Source organism: Pasteurella multocida (assembly GCF_900187275.1).
Lineage (GTDB): Bacteria > Pseudomonadota > Gammaproteobacteria > Enterobacterales > Pasteurellaceae > Pasteurella > Pasteurella multocida.
On sequence record NZ_LT906458.1, the window covers coordinates 1238057 to 1255619 of the forward strand.

17 protein-coding genes and 2 tRNA genes are annotated in these 17563 nt (G+C 36.8%); 15 read left to right on the top strand and 4 right to left on the bottom strand.

What is annotated here, in order from left to right; all coding sequences use genetic code 11:
• The first annotated feature begins 220 nt into the window (after positions 1 to 220).
• The 7 genes from CKV69_RS05725 (at position 221) to CKV69_RS05755 (ending at position 8497) form a co-directional block, all read left to right on the top strand.
• Entirely contained in the window at positions 221 to 1318 is a 1098-nt protein-coding gene (locus CKV69_RS05725; RefSeq protein ID WP_014326278.1) for a hypothetical protein, read from the top strand.
• Complete coding sequence (locus CKV69_RS05730) at positions 1315 to 1743, top strand: three component ABC system middle component (protein ID WP_014326279.1); 429 nt, start codon at positions 1315 to 1317, stop codon at positions 1741 to 1743. The genes CKV69_RS05725 and CKV69_RS05730 overlap by 4 nt, the downstream gene beginning before the upstream one ends.
• Positions 1740 to 3749, top strand: a complete 2010-nt coding sequence (locus CKV69_RS05735) for a DUF3732 domain-containing protein (RefSeq protein WP_223251341.1) — start codon at positions 1740 to 1742, stop codon at positions 3747 to 3749. Before CKV69_RS05730 ends, CKV69_RS05735 begins: the two co-directional genes overlap by 4 nt.
• A gap of 68 nt (positions 3750 to 3817) precedes the next feature.
• Positions 3818 to 4378 carry a DUF6630 family protein gene (locus CKV69_RS05740; protein WP_014326281.1) on the top strand — a complete coding sequence of 187 codons (561 nt, stop codon included), beginning with the start codon at positions 3818 to 3820 and terminating at the stop codon, positions 4376 to 4378.
• 143 nt (positions 4379 to 4521) lie between these two features.
• On the top strand, positions 4522 to 5793 hold the full coding sequence (locus tag CKV69_RS05745) for an SIR2 family protein (RefSeq protein ID WP_014326282.1): 1272 nt from the start codon (positions 4522 to 4524) through the stop codon (positions 5791 to 5793).
• Positions 5790 to 7532 (top strand): ATP-binding protein, encoded by a 1743-nt coding sequence (locus CKV69_RS05750; protein ID WP_014326283.1) that lies wholly within the window; start codon positions 5790 to 5792, stop codon positions 7530 to 7532. Before CKV69_RS05745 ends, CKV69_RS05750 begins: the two co-directional genes overlap by 4 nt.
• A gap of 125 nt (positions 7533 to 7657) precedes the next feature.
• Positions 7658 to 8497 carry a DUF72 domain-containing protein gene (locus CKV69_RS05755; RefSeq protein WP_014326284.1) on the top strand — a complete coding sequence of 280 codons (840 nt, stop codon included), beginning with the start codon at positions 7658 to 7660 and terminating at the stop codon, positions 8495 to 8497.
• Positions 8498 to 8560: 63 nt separating this feature from the next.
• Here CKV69_RS05755 and rnhA read toward each other — a convergent pair whose 3' ends face one another.
• Complete coding sequence (gene rnhA / locus CKV69_RS05760) at positions 8561 to 9025, bottom strand: ribonuclease HI (RefSeq protein ID WP_014326285.1); 465 nt, start codon at positions 9023 to 9025, stop codon at positions 8561 to 8563.
• A gap of 68 nt (positions 9026 to 9093) precedes the next feature.
• On the opposite strand from rnhA, the gene dnaQ reads away from it, so the two are divergent.
• The 5 genes from dnaQ (at position 9094) to CKV69_RS05785 (ending at position 12288) form a co-directional block, all read left to right on the top strand.
• Complete coding sequence (gene dnaQ, locus CKV69_RS05765; protein ID WP_014326286.1) at positions 9094 to 9855, top strand: DNA polymerase III subunit epsilon; 762 nt, start codon at positions 9094 to 9096, stop codon at positions 9853 to 9855.
• A gap of 93 nt (positions 9856 to 9948) precedes the next feature.
• Positions 9949 to 10025: transfer RNA gene (locus tag CKV69_RS05770), tRNA-Asp, on the top strand.
• A 15-nt stretch (positions 10026 to 10040) separates the two neighbouring features.
• Positions 10041 to 10117, top strand: a tRNA-Asp gene (locus CKV69_RS05775).
• A 185-nt stretch (positions 10118 to 10302) separates the two neighbouring features.
• Positions 10303 to 11835 carry a ribosome biogenesis GTPase Der gene (gene der / locus CKV69_RS05780; protein WP_014326287.1) on the top strand — a complete coding sequence of 511 codons (1533 nt, stop codon included), beginning with the start codon at positions 10303 to 10305 and terminating at the stop codon, positions 11833 to 11835.
• Positions 11836 to 11898: 63 nt separating this feature from the next.
• The gene (locus CKV69_RS05785; RefSeq protein WP_014326288.1) at positions 11899 to 12288 is read left to right on the top strand and encodes a hypothetical protein; all 390 of its coding nucleotides are present in this window, start codon (positions 11899 to 11901) and stop codon (positions 12286 to 12288) included.
• A gap of 61 nt (positions 12289 to 12349) precedes the next feature.
• Here CKV69_RS05785 and CKV69_RS05790 read toward each other — a convergent pair whose 3' ends face one another.
• Positions 12350 to 13756: a multicopper oxidase domain-containing protein gene (locus CKV69_RS05790; RefSeq protein ID WP_014326289.1), complete on the bottom strand. Its 1407-nt coding sequence runs from the start codon at positions 13754 to 13756 to the stop codon at positions 12350 to 12352.
• A 3-nt stretch (positions 13757 to 13759) separates the two neighbouring features.
• Positions 13760 to 14485 carry a 1-acylglycerol-3-phosphate O-acyltransferase gene (locus tag CKV69_RS05795; RefSeq protein ID WP_005722594.1) on the bottom strand — a complete coding sequence of 242 codons (726 nt, stop codon included), beginning with the start codon at positions 14483 to 14485 and terminating at the stop codon, positions 13760 to 13762.
• 110 nt (positions 14486 to 14595) lie between these two features.
• On the opposite strand from CKV69_RS05795, the gene lpxH reads away from it, so the two are divergent.
• Positions 14596 to 15315 (top strand): UDP-2,3-diacylglucosamine diphosphatase, encoded by a 720-nt coding sequence (lpxH, locus tag CKV69_RS05800; RefSeq protein ID WP_014326290.1) that lies wholly within the window; start codon positions 14596 to 14598, stop codon positions 15313 to 15315.
• A gap of 3 nt (positions 15316 to 15318) precedes the next feature.
• Positions 15319 to 15825: a DUF2301 domain-containing membrane protein gene (locus CKV69_RS05805; RefSeq protein WP_005753379.1), complete on the top strand. Its 507-nt coding sequence runs from the start codon at positions 15319 to 15321 to the stop codon at positions 15823 to 15825.
• Between the two features lie 48 nt (positions 15826 to 15873).
• Here CKV69_RS05805 and efp read toward each other — a convergent pair whose 3' ends face one another.
• Positions 15874 to 16440, bottom strand: coding sequence for an elongation factor P (efp, locus tag CKV69_RS05810; RefSeq protein ID WP_005719907.1), 567 nt, complete (start codon positions 16438 to 16440; stop codon positions 15874 to 15876).
• A 35-nt stretch (positions 16441 to 16475) separates the two neighbouring features.
• On the opposite strand from efp, the gene epmB reads away from it, so the two are divergent.
• Positions 16476 to 17489, top strand: a complete 1014-nt coding sequence (gene epmB / locus CKV69_RS05815) for an EF-P beta-lysylation protein EpmB (RefSeq protein WP_025248501.1) — start codon at positions 16476 to 16478, stop codon at positions 17487 to 17489.
• Positions 17490 to 17563: the final 74 nt, after the last annotated feature.

Here is a 17563-nt window from a genome sequence, read left to right on the forward strand (position 1 = left end):
AATATACAAAAAAACATTATTAATAGAAATACAATCTCTGATAACTATACTGATATAACCTAAATTATTCTTACCGTCAGATAGAGGAAAACTGTCTACATAACTCATAAAAGAAGAATCTCTATCAGGACTCATAAAATAACATTGTTACTCTATGATATTTAATAATATTAAGGTGTATATCTACCAAATTTAAGATTCTCTAAAAATGGTATTTATTATGTGTGGAAAAACAAAAAACTCAGCCTTGATTACAGCTCTAGCCTTCCACTATCAAGTATTGGTTGGCTTAGATAAATGTTTTAAATTAAAAGAAGGAGAGAGTATCTTTTTTGAAAAAGATGGCGATGTAAGTTTAGTTGGACAAAATGATTCATCATCACTACAAATGGAGATAAAAAATTACTCAGATAGTTTAACTGATAATCATCTAAACTTCTGGAAAACATTAAAAAATTGGCTACAACCCGAGTTTAACCAAGCTAAATATGGCTACTTAATATTACACACAACACAACCTTTTGGTGTTTCATCTACCCTCAAAAATTGGAATACTATAGATATTGAAGAAAGACTCGAGCTGATCCGTAAAATCTGTTCTAAAAATGAATCGAGTACATCAGAAGTAGCAAATATACAAAAAGAAATTATTTCTTCTGACGAGCAATTACTAAGAAAAATACTCGGAAAAATTTATTTGTATACAATCGCAGATAATGGATATGAATTAATAGAAAAAATTAAACGCGAATTAAAAGGAATACCTGACAATAATTTATCTTGTTATTTAAATGCGTTGGTTGGCTACCTATATGGAGAGTCAAAAAGTGCTTGTTGGGAAATAAAATACGAAAGATTCAAGGAGATTCTTATCCATCTTACATCTACCTATGCTCAAAAAACATTTACTTTCCCTAATTTTACTGGTCAATCTGCATCAGAAGATGAAATTGATAAAAATAAAACTAAATTATTTGTAACAAAAATCCTAGATATCGACTATGAAGATGTATTGCCAGAAGCTATTGGTAATTGGTTAGAAGTTGTCAATTCATTAATGCTTGATTTAGATAACTCTCCTATATACCAAAATATGACTAATGATTATCAAAGACAATTAATATCTATGTTCAAAAGTCGATTCTCTACTGCGAGTCGTAATAAACACAACCCAAAAGATTTATACGATAAGGTAATAGGAACTCCCCCTTCTAGTATGAAAGATCAAGGTACCCCGCATCTAGCGTATAAAAATGGATTGCTACACCATGCAATGGATGATAGTTTACAAGGACTAAAATGGGATTGCTTAAAATGAATACTATCAATGCCTTATATTTCATAAAATATAATCCTTTTAAATATGCTAAATATATTTATAGTTTTTATAAAAGCTTAGAGCCTTACAATAATAACTTACTATTATCTCCTTTAATTATTCCACTTTGCACCCATCCTACTTATTCTAAAAAGAAGATAACATCTAGAAGTACTTTATATACTATCTTTCAAGATAAGAAAGAGCTTTATGATCTACAAGAACGGGTTAATTATTTCAGAGAGTTAACATCAGAAAGCATTCAGTTTTGCCTAGCTAATGATTGGCTATACTTTGATTCAGAAAAACTATCTTTATATACTAATGAAGTAGATATTGAAATTGAGCCTTTCCCTAAAAAATTAGGCGACTTATTAAAAGATTATTCCGTAGGAGAAATCTATTTTAATTTAGGAGTAAAATGATGAAAACATTAATTCATGAAATTGGAATTGTAGATATTAGAGATTATTTACATAGAGTAAAATTAAAAGAAGGATTAAATGTAATAACAGGAAAATCATCAACAGGGAAAAGTGCACTAATTGAAATTTTTGATTATTGTTTCGCCAGTTCTAAAAGTAACATACCTAAAGGAGTTATAACAGAGTCAGCAACATTATATTATCTTGTCTTACAAATTAATCAGTTATTTTTTGTGTTAGGTAGAGAAGCCAACTCTAGTAAGTGCTTTTTTAAGATTGAAAATAGCAATCCTTCCGATAAGTTAGGATCTAATTACTTTGATAATAATCATTTCTTATCACTTAATAATTATAAGAATAAACTCAATGAAATATTTATTGATATTAATGATGTTGATGAGTCTGCTATCACTGTAGAATACAGAGGAAAAAAATCGCCCACCCCATCTATTCGTAGCTTTATGTCATTAATTTTACAACATCAAAATTTAATAGCTAATAAGCATGCTATTTTTTATAGATTTGATGAAAAGGAGAAAAGAGAACAGGTCATATCCCACATGAAAATATTTCTTGGATTTGTTGATCAAGAATTTTATATTCTATCGCAACGTAAAGAAAAAATCGAAATGGAAATAAGAAGGATAATTAGAGAAAATAATATACTCAGTAAAAACCTAGAAGGAAAAAAGTATGAATTAAAAGAAAGATTAAAGATTTTTTATTCAGTTATTGGAGTTGATGAAAAAATATTATCTATTGATGAGGTTATTTCAGATCCAATTAATTCAAAAATAAAATTAGACAATACCATTCTAGCTCAGAATATAAACCACACATCAGATAATTTAAATATACATTATAATAAATTAATAAAAGAAAGAGATAGCGAAATTTCAAAACTTAGAGAACTACAAAGAAGAAAAACAGCTATAGAAAAAACCCTAGAGGACAGGGAAGAGTTTTCTAAAAACATTGAACGTTCTTATTTCCCAGAAAGTATAACTATTGCTAAAACAGTTTGTCCGCTCTGTTACTCCGACAATAATAAGCTAACAGAAAGAGCTAAACAGCTTGAACAAGCAATTAAAATTTTATCAGAAGATTTTCAGTTTAGTAATGGGATTACTTCTGAATTAGAAATATCATTAAATAAAACAAAAGAGGAAATAACAAATAAAAGTAACATTATAAAAAAATTAAATCGTGAGATATTAGATATAAGAACAAAAAACAAAGAACTATCTGATAAGATTAGCTTTAATGAACAAGTATTAATGAAAAAAATAGAAATATTTTTCTTATTAGATATGTTATCATCCTTCAAAAAGATAGATACAAGTGAAAAAGAAACATATCAAAATGAGCTTGAAGATATAAAGCAAAAATTAAAATTATACAATATTGAAAATAGAGTTATTGAAGCAAATAGCAGAATTAATATAATCATGAAGGAAATTGGTTCAAAATTTGATTTCGAAACGAGCTACCAACCAATAAATCTAAAATTTTCTCTAGATAGCTTTGATTTATTTCATCAAGACAATAAAAAAGGAAATATTTATTTAAGAACCATGGGGAGTGGTGCCAACTGGTTATATTGTCATATTACACTATTTCTTGCTCTACATCGATATTTTATAGAACTAGACCATAAAGGAATAAATTGTTCAATTCCCTCTCTTCTATTTTTAGATCAACCAACTCAAGTATATTTTCCTAACTTTAAATTTGATAAGAGTCAAGAATTTAATCAAAATATGATTAAAGAATTGGAACACAATCCTGAAACTTTTGATGAAGATATTAAATCCGTAGAGAATTTATTTAAGCAACTAGCCATATACTGTGATGAATTAAAAAATGAATTTGGTTTTTCTCCTCAAATTATTGTGACAGATCATGCTGATAATCTGAACTTAGGAAATAAGTTTAATTTTGAGGATTTTGTTAACGGAAATAGATGGAGAACTAGAGGATTAATAGAGCCTATACCTAATATTTAATAAACTAAATATAAACACTTTCACAGTATAATGCTTTAATAGCTCATTTATTTTCACTAAAACACAAAATGAACTCAGAATTAAAACAAGATCTCACGGAATTTTTACGCCTATCATTAGTCGATGATGAATTTATCGATCAATATATCGACGATATTACATCCCTTTTTGAAGAGCAGGGGGAATGGGCTGATGAGTATGTGTATTGGCAAGAAAAAGGGATTTTGCCAGAAGATCCTGAACACCAATATTATGATGAGTATTTCGACTGGGATGAAAATGCATTTGTTGTGGATGGGAAAAGTTACCCAAGCCTGAGTTTGGCAGATATTCTCGAACAACAAGCCCTTTCTAAATTGACTGATTGGAAATTCGATGCGGAAGAATTGGAATATGCGGTCAATAGTATGCTGACCAATAAAATCAAGATCCAATGCCCCGAAGAAACCTATAATGATGCACTCTACCCTTACGTTCAACAAGCACTTGCCCCACAAAATTATACCCTTTGTAATTATTGGAACGGCAATGACAGCTGTTTATTTATGATTTTCTCTTTTGAGGAAGAGTGTATTCGAGAGATTGCTGGCAAGTGCAATATTTCAATTTGTGCGGTTGATGAAGTATAGTGTAGTTTAGTATTGCATCTATAGCACTCGCCATCAATGAGATCGACAGTGTAAAGAATTGGAAGGCTATTTTTCGCGCGAGGAATTATGCCAAATAAATATAAAATAAACATTATATTAATAAAAAAATAAGGAGAAATAATATGCAACCAGAACAAAAAGAAACCGAAGAATCTATAAAAATCACATTTCTTTCTACAGATATTCCAAATAAGGCTCCTATCAATTTAAGTACTATAAAAGATCCAGACAAACTCCAAGAATATAAAAACGTACTTCAAATATCACTTAATAAAATTTTAGACGCTGAAAATATTATTGTTTTAGCTGGTTCAGGCACTTCTTTGACATTCAATACTTCACAAAATCACCCCGCTCCAAGTATGGCTGACCTGTGGGATTATTGCAAAGAGAAAAATGCTAGAGTTTTTAATGAGATTGAGACATATACAAATTACAATGATTTTGCTGAAAAATGGACTGATAAACAAGGGCAAGAACATATTTCAAAGGATATTGAGCTTTTGCTGTCACGCTGTGATACTTTTTTGTCTTTACAAAATTTATCTACTCATCGATTACAGCAACTAAAAAAATTTATTAAAGACGCGAAGTTAGAAATACTAAAACAAACTAACTTCACAGGAAAAATCTCAGACCCCAAAAACTGGGAACATCATAACAAACTACTAAGGGTCTTAGGAAAAAGGCAACCTAAACAAAAGCGCTTAAAACTATTCACTACTAACTATGATTTAGCATTTGAAACCGCAGCATCTAACACTGGAATGATTGTAATCGATGGTTTTGAATACGGTAGACCATATCGCTTTAACCCCGCATGGTTTCATTATGATATTGTGCATAAAACTCAAGCTTCAGATAAAGCAAATTCTTATCTTCCCAATGTCTTCCATCTTTATAAAATCCATGGTTCTGTAGATTGGTTGAGAACAGAGCAAGGTATTCAAAAAAGAATTTCGGATTCTCAAGAAGGAGAACCAGTCATTATTTATCCAAGTAGTACTAAATATCAAACCTCTTATGAATCTCCCTACCTAGATATGATGTCCAGCTTTTTAGAAGCAGTCCAAAAACCTAAAACAGCAATTTTATGTCTTGGATTTGGTTTTAATGATAAACATATAAATAATGCGATTACAATGGCACTGCGTACAAATCCAGAATTACTACTCATGGTGAGTACTCGTTCGTTTTTTGATGAAAAAGGCTCTTTTAATAAAGATATTCGAGAATTACTGAAAAAAGCAGTTGCAGCTGGCGATTCAAGAATCACATTAATAGACTGTGATTTTGCTACATTCGTAGAACAATTACCAGAAAGAAATAAACCTACGCCAGAAGAACAAATTCTTCAGTTCTTCCAAAAATTTAATACGGGAGAAAATAAATGAGTAATGAATGGTTTTCACCATATGATTTAAAAAGACGCATAGGAAGTTTAATTGAAATATCTGCAACTGAAGCAAAAATAAACCTTACTAAAGCCGGAACGGGAGAACAAGTATGGCTATTGGGAAACCGTATTCCCATTGGAGAGGTTAATGAGTTTATTTTTATTGATTGTGGGCAAACATCTATTTTAGGAAGAATGATTCGAGTATGGTTAGAAAATGGTGAACGTCTTAGCGTTGATAATTTAGATGAAAATTATGCTAATAATAACCCTATTGGCTTAGTTCAACTATTGGTTAGTGTTGATGTAGAAACAGGATTTAATCATAGAGGAATTAGACAATACCCTAAATTAGGCGCTCAAATTTATTCTGCTCATCCAAATTTAGTTTCTCTTTTAGCAGAAGGGAAATTAGCTAGTGATAATAATGAATTACAACTACCAATTGCTGAAATTCCTAATGATTCATCTATTACAATTCATCTTACTCCCGAAAAATTATTTGCTCGCCATTGTGCTATTTTAGGTTCTACTGGCGGAGGGAAAAGCTATACGATGGCAAATATAATTAATAATGTAAAAGAAAATAGAGGAAAAATATTATTATTAGATGCAACAGGAGAATATGAAAATTTACTTTGTGAAAGCTATTATGTGGGAGAACATCCTCAAACTAAAGAGGATGACAAAAATAAAGTGACATACCCGCATTGGATGTTTACTGATTCAGATATAAGAGCTTTATTAAGACCATCTGCTGGAAGCCAAGCACCAAAATTAGAAGAAGCTATTAGAAGTTTGAAAATAGTGCACTACCTCAACAGAAATCCAGAAATGAAAACTAAATATGCTCTGTCTATACAAAATCAAGTGAATTTAGAGAAATTGGAGAAACTTAAAAAGCCATTCGAAGATATAATACAATCAATAACGTCCCCTTTTTCAGATATTCCATGGACATTCCATGCATTGGCAGAGCAGATCATTCAAGAATGTGTATATCCAACAGGAGGGACATATCAAACTCCAGATCCCACTAAATGGGGAAAAAGAGCGGATAATGATATTGGATATTGTCTAAATCTAATTTCTCGCATTAAGGCTATGCAAAATAATCCTCACTTAAAATGGATGTTAGATAGCGATCCGAAGCTGACTAAGATACCTGATATCATAGATAATCTATGCAAAAATCAAACAGATCCAATAATACGGTTTGATCTATCTTTTGTTCCATTTGAAGAAAATGCAAGGGAAATATTAGTTAATACCATCGGTCGTAAATTATTAGATTGTGCTCGCAAAGGTGATATTAGCTATGAAAATCCATTGCTTGTTTTTATTGATGAATCTCATCAATTTTTAAATAAATCTATTGGTGATGACATCAGCAAAATGAATCTTACCGCTTTTGGAGATATTGCAAAAGAAGGGAGAAAATATGGTTTAAATCTAGTGATGGCAACACAGCGACCAAGAGATATTCCAGAAGATGTTTTAAGTCAAATTGGGACATTGATTGTTCATCGATTAACTAATGAGAAAGATCAGGAAATTGTAAAGAAAGCAGTTGGCTCCATCGATAATCGCTCAGCTGCTTTTTTACCTGTACTCGGGCAAGGAGAGGCCCTTTTACTTGGGGTTGATTTTCCTTTTCCGATGAAAGTAAAAATCAAAGTGCCTCAAGTCGCCCCTTTATCTAGAAGTGCTTCATTTTCTAAAGTGTGGTCTTCCTGATCCGATGACGCTCGTCAAAGGCGAGCGCCATCCATTTCTATTAATAGATTACTCACAAACTCTTCCCTTGCCTTTTCCCCAATTCCCTCTAAACTAACCCCATTTTTCACTTTCAACAAAAAGCAATGCACACACCCCATATTTACCTCGGCACAGGCGGTTATAGCGACACAGATTTAATCGGGACGCTGTATCCTTTTGGCACAGATAAAAGCGAGTTTTTGGCAGTTTATAGCCAACACTATGATGCGATTGAAATCAACAGCACCTTTCATGCGCCGATTGGTGCGAAATCGTTGCTAGGGATGGTGGAAAAGGCGCAAGGGCGGTTGCAGTTTTCGGTGAAATTGCATCAAGATTTTAGTCATAAACGTACCGCCACAAAAGAAGATGCAAGAGCCTTTTTAGCCGCATTACAACCGTTAAAAGATCAGGATTGCTTAGCGAATTTATTTATTCAGTTTCCGATAAACTTTGAACGAACACCTGCCAATCGTTATTATCTTGCTGAACTCGTTTCTTGGTTTCAAGAGGAAGTGTTAGCCATTGAATTTCGCCATCCGAGTTGGCATAACCAATCTGTGTTGGACTATTTTCGAGGTAAAGAAAAGCTGATTTGGTGCAATGTGGATTATCCGCAAAATATTGGTTTGCCTGCTTTTCAATTTTATGCGAATCAACGTACGGCATATTTACGCTTGCACGGTCGCAATCCGAATTGGTGGCAAGCGCAATCGGCACAGGAACGACACGATTACCGTTACAATGACACGGAATTGCAAAATTTAGCCAATCTGCTAAATCAGTATAGAAACGAATTTGACCAGTTGTATATCTATTTTCAAAATACCACGAAAAGCCACTCTTTCTACAACATTGAGCAATTGAAAGCCTATTTGGCAGAATATGGTTTTGAAGTGAAACCCAAGCCCGAGTTTTTAACCGAGCGGCAGAGTTTGTTTTAGTGGGGAACGTGCGTTTTTTGACAAGAAAAATAACCGAAAAGTGCGGTCATTTTTGAAAACGTTTTATTCAGGTTGATAGCCCACATCCTCTAAAGTGGGATTTTCTGCGCCCGCTTTAGCGAGTTGATCGCAGATTTCATTTTCAATGTGTCCAGAATGCCCTTTGACCCATTGCCAATTGATGTGGTGACGTTGGATAGCTTGATCGAGCTGTATCCATAAATCTTGGTTCTTAACGGGCTTGCCGGTGCTGGCTTTCCAGTTATTTTTTTTCCAATTAAAGATCCATTTGGTGATGCCATTTTTCATATATTGGCTATCACTGTGTAACGTCACTGAGCAAGGCTCTTTGAGAGTATTTAAGGCTTCAATCACCGCACGCAATTCCATACGGTTATTAGTTGTTAAAAAATAACCTGCTGAAATCTGTTTTTCATGTTGCTTATAACGTAACAATACGCCGATCCCACCCGGTCCGGGATTGCCTAAACAGGAACCATCCGTAAAAATTTCAATTTGTTTTTGCATAATCTTTGTTACAATTCTTCACTAAACCAAGATCATAACCGAAATTAACTGAAAGAGATAGAAAGAAAATGACCCCAGTGAATCAACCGACTCGCCAAATTGTACTGGATACCGAAACTACGGGGATGAACCAATTTGGTGCACATTATGAAGGGCATTGTATTATTGAAATCGGGGCTGTTGAGATGATCAATCGACGCCTCACGGGCAATAATTTCCATATTTATATCAAACCAAATCGCCCCGTCGATCCCGATGCGATCAAAGTACACGGTATCACCGATGAAATGTTGGCGGATAAACCCATGTTTAATGAGGTCGCACAGCAATTTATTGATTATATTCAAGGGGCTGAATTGCTGATCCATAATGCGCCCTTCGACGTGGGCTTTATGGATTATGAATTTAAAAAGCTAAACTTAAACATCAATACTGATGAAATTTGTATGGTAACGGATACCTTACAAATGGCACGCCAAATGTACCCCGGTAAACGTAATAGCTTAGATGCACTTTGTGATCGTTTAGGTATTGATAACAGCAAGCGAACCCTACACGGTGCGTTACTGGATGCGGAGATCTTAGCGGATGTGTACCTCACGATGACAGGGGGACAAACCAGCCTATTTGATGAAAATGAACCAGAAATTGCTGTTGTCGCCGTCCAAGAACAAATCCAAAGTGCGGTGGCTTTTTCACAAGACTTAAAACGCCTGCAACCCAATGCCGATGAACTACAAGCCCATCTCGATTACCTCCTCTTACTTAATAAAAAGAGCAAAGGCAATTGCTTATGGGAAAAGCGTTTAGCGGAATTGAAAACACATTAATAAATTCGTTCATTGATTGAGCAGCTGAGGGCAAATATGAAAAAAAAAGTTGACGAAAAGCGGCTTGATCATTAATATACGCCTCACCTGTGCGGAGTGGTAGTTCAGCTGGTTAGAATACCTGCCTGTCACGCAGGGGGTCGCGGGTTCGAGTCCCGTCCATTCCGCCAATTTTATTCTACTACGGAGCGGTAGTTCAGCTGGTTAGAATACCTGCCTGTCACGCAGGGGGTCGCGGGTTCGAGTCCCGTCCGTTCCGCCAACGAATTTCAACAAAAAGCCACTTTTAAAAAGTGGCTTTTTGTTTCTCAGGCATCAGCTTGCTCAAGTTGGCTATTTAAGCCGATTTCTTGTACATTTCTCATCTTTGACAAAATCCGCTATAATGATGCCATTTTTGACTGCGCTATGAACCCATAGGCAGAAATACTGAATAAGAGGTTTTTTATGACAACGCCTGTAGTGGCTCTTGTTGGTCGCCCAAATGTGGGAAAATCAACATTATTTAATCGTCTAACCCGTACGCGTGATGCGTTGGTGGCGGATTTTCCCGGCTTAACGCGCGACCGTAAATATGGTCAAGCCAATATCGCAGGTTATGATTTTATTGTGATCGATACTGGTGGTATTGATGGTACAGAAGAAGGCGTGGAAGAAAAAATGGCGGAGCAATCCTTGCTTGCCATTGAAGAAGCCGATGTGGTGCTGTTTTTAGTGGATGCGCGTGCAGGCTTAACCTCTGCGGATATTGGTATCGCAAACTATTTACGCCAACGCCAAAACAAAATCACGGTAGTCGTTGCCAATAAAACCGATGGCATTGATGCGGACTCCCATTGCGCCGAGTTCTATCAATTAGGTTTAGGTGAAGTCGAACAAATTGCTGCCTCGCAAGGTCGTGGCGTTTCTGCCTTAATGGAACAAGTACTGGCACCGATTGCGGAAAAAATGAATGCCGAAAGTCCTGAACAAAGTGCGGTAGAAAATACCGATGTTTCTGAAACCGGCGAACAAGACGAGTGGGATCACGACTTCGACTTTGCTAATGAAGAAGATACCGCCTTGTTAGATGACGCCATTGCGGAAGAACTGGAAGCACAAGATAAAAATATCAAAATCGCCATTGTTGGGCGTCCAAATGTGGGTAAATCGACCTTAACAAATCGCATTTTAGGTGAAGATCGCGTGGTCGTGTATGACTTACCGGGGACAACGCGTGACAGTATTTATATCCCGATGGAACGCGATGGTCAGCATTACACCATCATTGACACCGCAGGGGTACGTAAACGGGGTAAAGTCCATTTAGCAGTGGAAAAATTTTCGGTCATCAAAACCTTACAAGCGATTCAAGATGCCAATGTGGTGTTATTAACTATTGATGCGCGTGAAGGCGTGTCAGATCAAGACTTATCTTTACTGGGTTTTATACTCAATGCAGGGCGTTCATTGGTCATCGTAGTGAATAAATGGGATGGTTTAAATCAAGACATTAAAGATCAAGTCAAATCTGAACTGGATCGCCGTTTAGATTTCATTGATTTCGCTCGAGTGCATTTTATTTCTGCTCTACACGGTAGCGGCGTCGGCAACCTGTTTGATTCGATTAAAGAAGCCTATGCCTGTGCGACACAAAAAATGACCACATCCATGTTAACCCGTATTTTACAAATGGCAACGGATGAGCATCAGCCGCCGATGATGGGTGGTCGTCGAATTAAATTAAAATACGCACACCCGGGCGGTTATAATCCACCCATTATTGTGGTGCATGGTAACCAAATGGATAAATTACCCGATTCATATAAACGTTATTTATCCAATTACTATCGTCGTAGTTTGAAAATTATTGGTTCGCCAATCCGCTTATTATTCCAAGAAGGAAATAACCCATTTGCAGGTAAACGGAATAAATTGACACCAAATCAATTACGCAAACGCAAACGCTTAATGAAGTTTATTAAAAAATCGAAGCGTTAATCAATCTACATGGCGCCCTGTCGATCGGCGCCATATTCTCTGTGTTTTTAAAGGACAACTAGCATGGCGAATAAAAAAACCTTACTCCTTTTTCCACTCATTACGCAGTGTATTTTTTCACTCTTTTTGCCTTTTTTTAATGCCTTCCATCTCAAAGGTCTAACGGATGTTTTTATTCTAACCACGGTGCCAGCTTTTTTATTTTCTTTGGTTTGTGTGTATTATCAGTTTCATCAACGTAATCTGCTTCAGATCGCGTTTTTCTCAGGTACAATCAGCTTCTTTTATACTCTAACTATGTTATCTTGCTTCCTGTTCAATGAGACATTCCGCGAGCCTATGTCATTATGGGAACAGAGTTTAGCGCTGCTGTTTTATGCGTTAATGTTTGCCTTACCGAGTATGATGTATGCCATGGTAGTACTACGTCTTTTTTTAAGAAAAGCCCCTTAATACACAAACAAAAAGGCGCGGATGATGATACCGCGCCTTTTTGTTATACCTGTTATACCTGTTATTGCACAACCAATAGCCTGATACAGCCTTTATCTGCCAACATTAAATTAGCGGAGCCAAACAGGAAAGGATGATTATTCGATGACATATGTTCAAATTTTACTAAAATTTGGACTTTGCCGTTAATCAGCACACTGTCCTTCCATGCAACTTCACTTTGTTCTACTAGGGTGTCATTGATACTCTCGATAAGAAATTTCGCCCCTTGAATACGAAAGCCCATGATGCCATTTGCGGTTAACGTCCAACGCTCCGTTGTATTTAATTTAGCATTAGTCACCCGTTTCGGATCAAAGTGTTTATCATTCACCATGCCCGTATTCACATCAAAATGAAATTGGCGTTCTTGTACTACTTTATTACTCAAATTCGCCACAGCATCTGTGTTAAATTGTGGCTCAGCTTGTTTAGAAAAAACCGAGGCAAGTCCTTCAGGACGAAGCTCTAACACGGTATTGTCGACTAATTCATTTTCATCAGCGAAAAGTGAAGTAAAAACATGTAAGAAATCCCGTTTTTCACCGGCAATCAAACGCACACTCTCACCTTCATTTAAATCAATTAACAATTCACTTCGTTCACTTGGCGCCAACACTATGGATTTCAAGACCTTAGCTTGTGGTAAGAAACCTTGATCTGAGGCGATCAAACGCATTTCGCGCTCATCATCTAAACGCAGTTCATAGTGGCGTGACAATGAGGCATTCACTAAACGTAATCGCACCCAACCTCGTGGCACATTCACATAAGGCGCCTCTTGCCCATTCACAAATAAACGATTACCAAAAAGTGCGGTCTGATTTGGTTGAAATAATTGCAATCCCTGATTATTTAAACGCATATCTTGCAAAATCAAAGGAATATCATTCACACCATATTTATGCGGTAAGCCGGATTTCAAACTCTGTTCGTCTTCAATAATCCACATCCCCGCTAAGCCGCGATAGGTTTGATAAGCTGAATTAGCGAGAGATACTGAATGATACCAACAGGTAGATGCCGCTTGAGTAATTGGAATAATCGGTGACCAAGTTTCTTTAGGTTGCAAAACGCGTCCCACACCGCCAAGTAATTCGCCACTCGCCTGCAAACCTTGAATCGACATGGATACGCCTTGTGGTAAATTATTGCGATAATTTAACTTAGCAAAGTCACCTTTACGAATTTTAATCGTTGGTCCTAAATAATGTCCATTAAATCCCCACACCTCGACAGTTTTACCCATCTCTAATGGATACTGAACACTATCCAGACTTAAAAAAATTGGCTTACCACGTCGGGTTTCCAATAAGGGAGGAATACGTAAGGCTTGGCGTGTTGCAGCCAATAGAGAGGATGGCAAGGCTGAAAGTGCCGTGGCAATTAAACTGGTTTTGAAAAACTGTCGACGCGCCGGATTATCCATTCTTTATTTACTCTGTTGTGCTATTTCAGCATCAAGTTCAGCAATACGTTGTGCCATGAGCTGATGGCAATGTGCTGCTAGTTCACGCACATTTTCTTTATCATAAGCAGAAACATCTATCGGTTCTAACATTTCACAAATCACTTTGCCATTATCCCAACGATTTAAATCGATCTTGCCTTGTGTCGTTGAGCATACTACTGGAACAATCGGTACACCTGCCGCAATCGCCGCATAAAATGCCCCCGTTTTAAAAGGCAATAAGCCACGTCCTCGACTACGCGTCCCTTCTGGGAACATCCACACCGATAGGTCATCATCATGAATACGGCGAGCAACTTCGTTCATCGTGCCGTGCGCTTTAGTACGATTTTCACGATCAATCAGAATATTGCCAGTAACCCAATACAACAGTCCAAAAAAAGGTATCCAAATTAAACTTTTCTTACCCACACTCACTGTTCTTGGTTGCACCATATAAGAAATCGTGACCATGTCATAATTATTCTGGTGATTACCAATATAAATACAGCGCCCGAATTTATCGACATTTTTAGGGAAACGATGCTCTACGGTTAAGCCAAAGAGAGGATGAAGACGCCCAAACCAACGCGCCATAATGCCCACATTGCTTGGATTACGAAAGCGGATAAAGGAGTAAATTGACCCCAACACACAAATTAAGAGACAACAAAAAACAATAACGATTGTACGTAATAATTTTAACATAATGCTATTCCTTGAAATATTTGGCTAAGTATAGCGAAATTGCCGGAATATGTGTATAAATCAACATAAAAAATGTGCTACTCTAAATAAAAAAGACATGTATAAAACAGATGAAAAAGACCTATTTTATTGCTGATTTACATCTCAGTGAAAATCGCCCTCATTTAACTCACCTCTTTTGTGATTTTATGCAACAGCTTGCCCCACAGGCTGAGGCACTTTACATTTTGGGCGATTTATTTGATTTTTGGATCGGTGATGATGAAGAATCTGCGTTAATTCACACCGTCCAGCAACAGATTCACGCCCTGAGTGCACAAGGCGTAAAATGTTACTTCCAACATGGTAATCGTGATTTTCTGATTGGCAAACGCTTTGCCGCAGCCTGTGGTATGACATTATTACCCACTTATCAACGGATTACATTATATGGTGAGTCTGTTTTACTTTGTCATGGCGATACACTGTGTATTGATGATGTTGCCTATCAACAATACCGAAAAAAAGTACATCAAAAATGGCGTCAGTGGCTATTTCTACATCTTCCACTAAAAGTGCGGTTAAAGATCGCAGAGAAAATTCGAACACGCAGTAAAGCCGATAAAAAAAGGAAGTCTGAGGAAATAATGGATGTCAATCCTGACTTTGTGTTACAGACTTTTGCCCAATTTGGCGTTAAAAAAATCATTCACGGGCACACGCATCGTCAACATATTCATCATATTCCACCGCACTTTACCCGCATTGTGCTCGGCGATTGGGGCGATACTGCGTCTATTCTCGAAGTCAATGAGCAGCAACAGGTGCGTTTTTTAACAGGAAAGGAGTAACTTATGGCTGATCCACATATTCAATCGCCGATGGATATTTGGGATTATCTCACGGTGATTTTATACCGTTCAGGCTTTGTTTTAGCAGGCATCATGACACTATTGTTACCTTACAAAGCGGACATCGCTCATCTGGGTTTACTCATTGCTGCAACACTTTGTGCATCAAGCTTGCATATTTATATGAAATCGTTTCGCCTTATCTTACAACTGGCAACTTGGGTGGCATTGATTTGCCAAGCGCTCGGTTTTGAGGCGCTGGCGCTAGGCGGGGCGTTGGTCACCTTAGGCGGATTATGTTACAAAGAATATTTTTGTTTCCGTGTATTTTTATTGAATGCACAACCCTTTTTTGTCGCACTACTTTGGGGTGCAGTTCAGCTCAATAGTCCGCTTTTCACTCAAGTGATGTCGCTAATTGTCGCACTGCTTTTTTTTGTATTAGCATTCAAAAAGTGGCAAATGCCACTGCATTTTGATATCGGTGATAAAAGTAAATATCAAGTTTAAAAATGAAAGGCGAACACAAGGTTCGCCTTTTTCAACACAATTTTGTGATTATTTCACACGTGAAACATATTCACCTGAGCGAGTATCGACTTTGATCACTTCACCAATTTGTACGAATAATGGCACTTTTACTACTGCACCGGTGCTTAATGTCGCTGGTTTACCACCTGTACCCGCAGTATCCCCTTTTAAGCCTGGATCTGTATCGATGATTTCTAACTCGACAAAGTTTGGTGGGGTAACGCTGATTGGTGCACCATTCCATAATGTCACGATACAATCAGCTTGGTCTAATAACCATTTTTCTGCATCACCAATAGCTTTTGCATCCGCGGAGTATTGTTCAAATGTTTCTGGGTGCATAAAATACCAGAAGGCATCATCTTTGTAGGAGTAAGTTAAGTTTAAGTCCATAACATCCGCCGCTTCAACAGAGGTACCAGATTTAAAGTTAACATCTAATACTTTGCCAGAAATTAATTTACGAATACGCGTACGAGTGAATGCTTGACCTTTGCCGGGTTTCACAAATTCATTTTCAACGATCACACAAGGCTCGCCGTCCTGCATAAATTTTAGACCTGGTTTGAAATCACTGGTAGTATATGTAGCCATATTATCCTCAAGTTATAAAGAGATTGTTTTCAAAAGTGCATATTTTAACTCAAAACATAGCCATTAGAGAAGAACAAAGTTGGACAGATCACTTAGCCAATGCCATATCCGACCCAAAAATCTTATTGGAAACCCTCAATTTACCGACTGAAAATGTTGAACAAGACTTAGAGGCACGCCGTTTATTTCCGCTCAGAGTTCCCCTGCCTTTCATTGAAAAAATGCAAAAAGGCAACCCACAAGATCCGCTTTTTTTACAAGTCATGAGTTTTCGTGATGAGTTTTTACAGGTTGAAGGCTTCAGTAAAGATCCACTGGAAGAGCAAGATGCTGTCGTGCCAAGCGTGTTACATAAATACCATAATCGTTTATTACTCATGGTCAAAGGTGGTTGCGCGGTAAATTGCCGTTATTGTTTTCGTCGCCATTTTCCTTATGCAGATAACAAAGGAAATAAAGCGAATTGGCAAAAAGCGCTTGACTACATTGCAAATCATCCAGAAATAGAAGAAGTGATTTTTTCTGGTGGGGATCCTTTAATGGCAAAAGATCATGAGCTAGATTGGTTGATAAAAAATCTAGAAAACATACCGCACTTACAGCGCTTACGTATTCATACGCGCTTACCGGTAGTGATCCCGCAACGCATTACTGCCGATCTTTGCCAAACCCTCGCAGAAAGTCGTTTTCAAACCGTACTTGTGACGCATATCAATCATCCCAACGAAATTGATGCCTTTTTTGCACAAGCCATAAACAAACTAAGAGAGGTTGGCGTGTTACTCTTAAATCAAGCAGTTCTGCTCAAAGGGATCAATGACAATGCACATATCCTAAAGCAATTAGGTGATAAATTATTTGCCACCAATATTCTTCCTTATTACCTGCATTTGTTAGATAAAGTCGAAGGCGCAAGCCATTTCTATCTGGACGATAACCGCGCCTTAAATATTTACAAAGAATTACAAAGCCTCACATCGGGTTATTTAGTACCGAAACTTGCACGAGAAATTGCCAAAGAACCGAATAAAACCCTATATACAGCATAGGAAAATCAACAAATATCCTTTAGAATAACCTAAATTTTGACCGCACTTTCAGTGTATATCAGTAAGCTAGCTAT

Bases quoted from the DNA above. Each gene is read 5' to 3' on its own strand.
- CKV69_RS05725 (WP_014326278.1), top strand. From the start codon at position 221: ATGTGTGGAAAAACAAAAAACTCAGCCTTGATTACAGCTCTAGCCTTC.
- CKV69_RS05730 (WP_014326279.1), top strand. From the start codon at position 1,315: ATGAATACTATCAATGCCTTATATTTCATAAAATATAATCCTTTTAAA.
- CKV69_RS05735 (WP_223251341.1), top strand. From the start codon at position 1,740: ATGATGAAAACATTAATTCATGAAATTGGAATTGTAGATATTAGAGAT.
- CKV69_RS05740 (WP_014326281.1), top strand. From the start codon at position 3,818: ATGAACTCAGAATTAAAACAAGATCTCACGGAATTTTTACGCCTATCA.
- CKV69_RS05745 (WP_014326282.1), top strand. From the start codon at position 4,522: ATGCAACCAGAACAAAAAGAAACCGAAGAATCTATAAAAATCACATTT.
- CKV69_RS05750 (WP_014326283.1), top strand. From the start codon at position 5,790: ATGAGTAATGAATGGTTTTCACCATATGATTTAAAAAGACGCATAGGA.
- CKV69_RS05755 (WP_014326284.1), top strand. From the start codon at position 7,658: ATGCACACACCCCATATTTACCTCGGCACAGGCGGTTATAGCGACACA.
- rnhA (WP_014326285.1), bottom strand. From the start codon at position 9,025: ATGCAAAAACAAATTGAAATTTTTACGGATGGTTCCTGTTTAGGCAAT.
- dnaQ (WP_014326286.1), top strand. From the start codon at position 9,094: ATGACCCCAGTGAATCAACCGACTCGCCAAATTGTACTGGATACCGAA.
- der (WP_014326287.1), top strand. From the start codon at position 10,303: ATGACAACGCCTGTAGTGGCTCTTGTTGGTCGCCCAAATGTGGGAAAA.
- CKV69_RS05785 (WP_014326288.1), top strand. From the start codon at position 11,899: ATGGCGAATAAAAAAACCTTACTCCTTTTTCCACTCATTACGCAGTGT.
- CKV69_RS05790 (WP_014326289.1), bottom strand. From the start codon at position 13,756: ATGGATAATCCGGCGCGTCGACAGTTTTTCAAAACCAGTTTAATTGCC.
- CKV69_RS05795 (WP_005722594.1), bottom strand. From the start codon at position 14,485: ATGTTAAAATTATTACGTACAATCGTTATTGTTTTTTGTTGTCTCTTA.
- lpxH (WP_014326290.1), top strand. From the start codon at position 14,596: ATGAAAAAGACCTATTTTATTGCTGATTTACATCTCAGTGAAAATCGC.
- CKV69_RS05805 (WP_005753379.1), top strand. From the start codon at position 15,319: ATGGCTGATCCACATATTCAATCGCCGATGGATATTTGGGATTATCTC.
- efp (WP_005719907.1), bottom strand. From the start codon at position 16,440: ATGGCTACATATACTACCAGTGATTTCAAACCAGGTCTAAAATTTATG.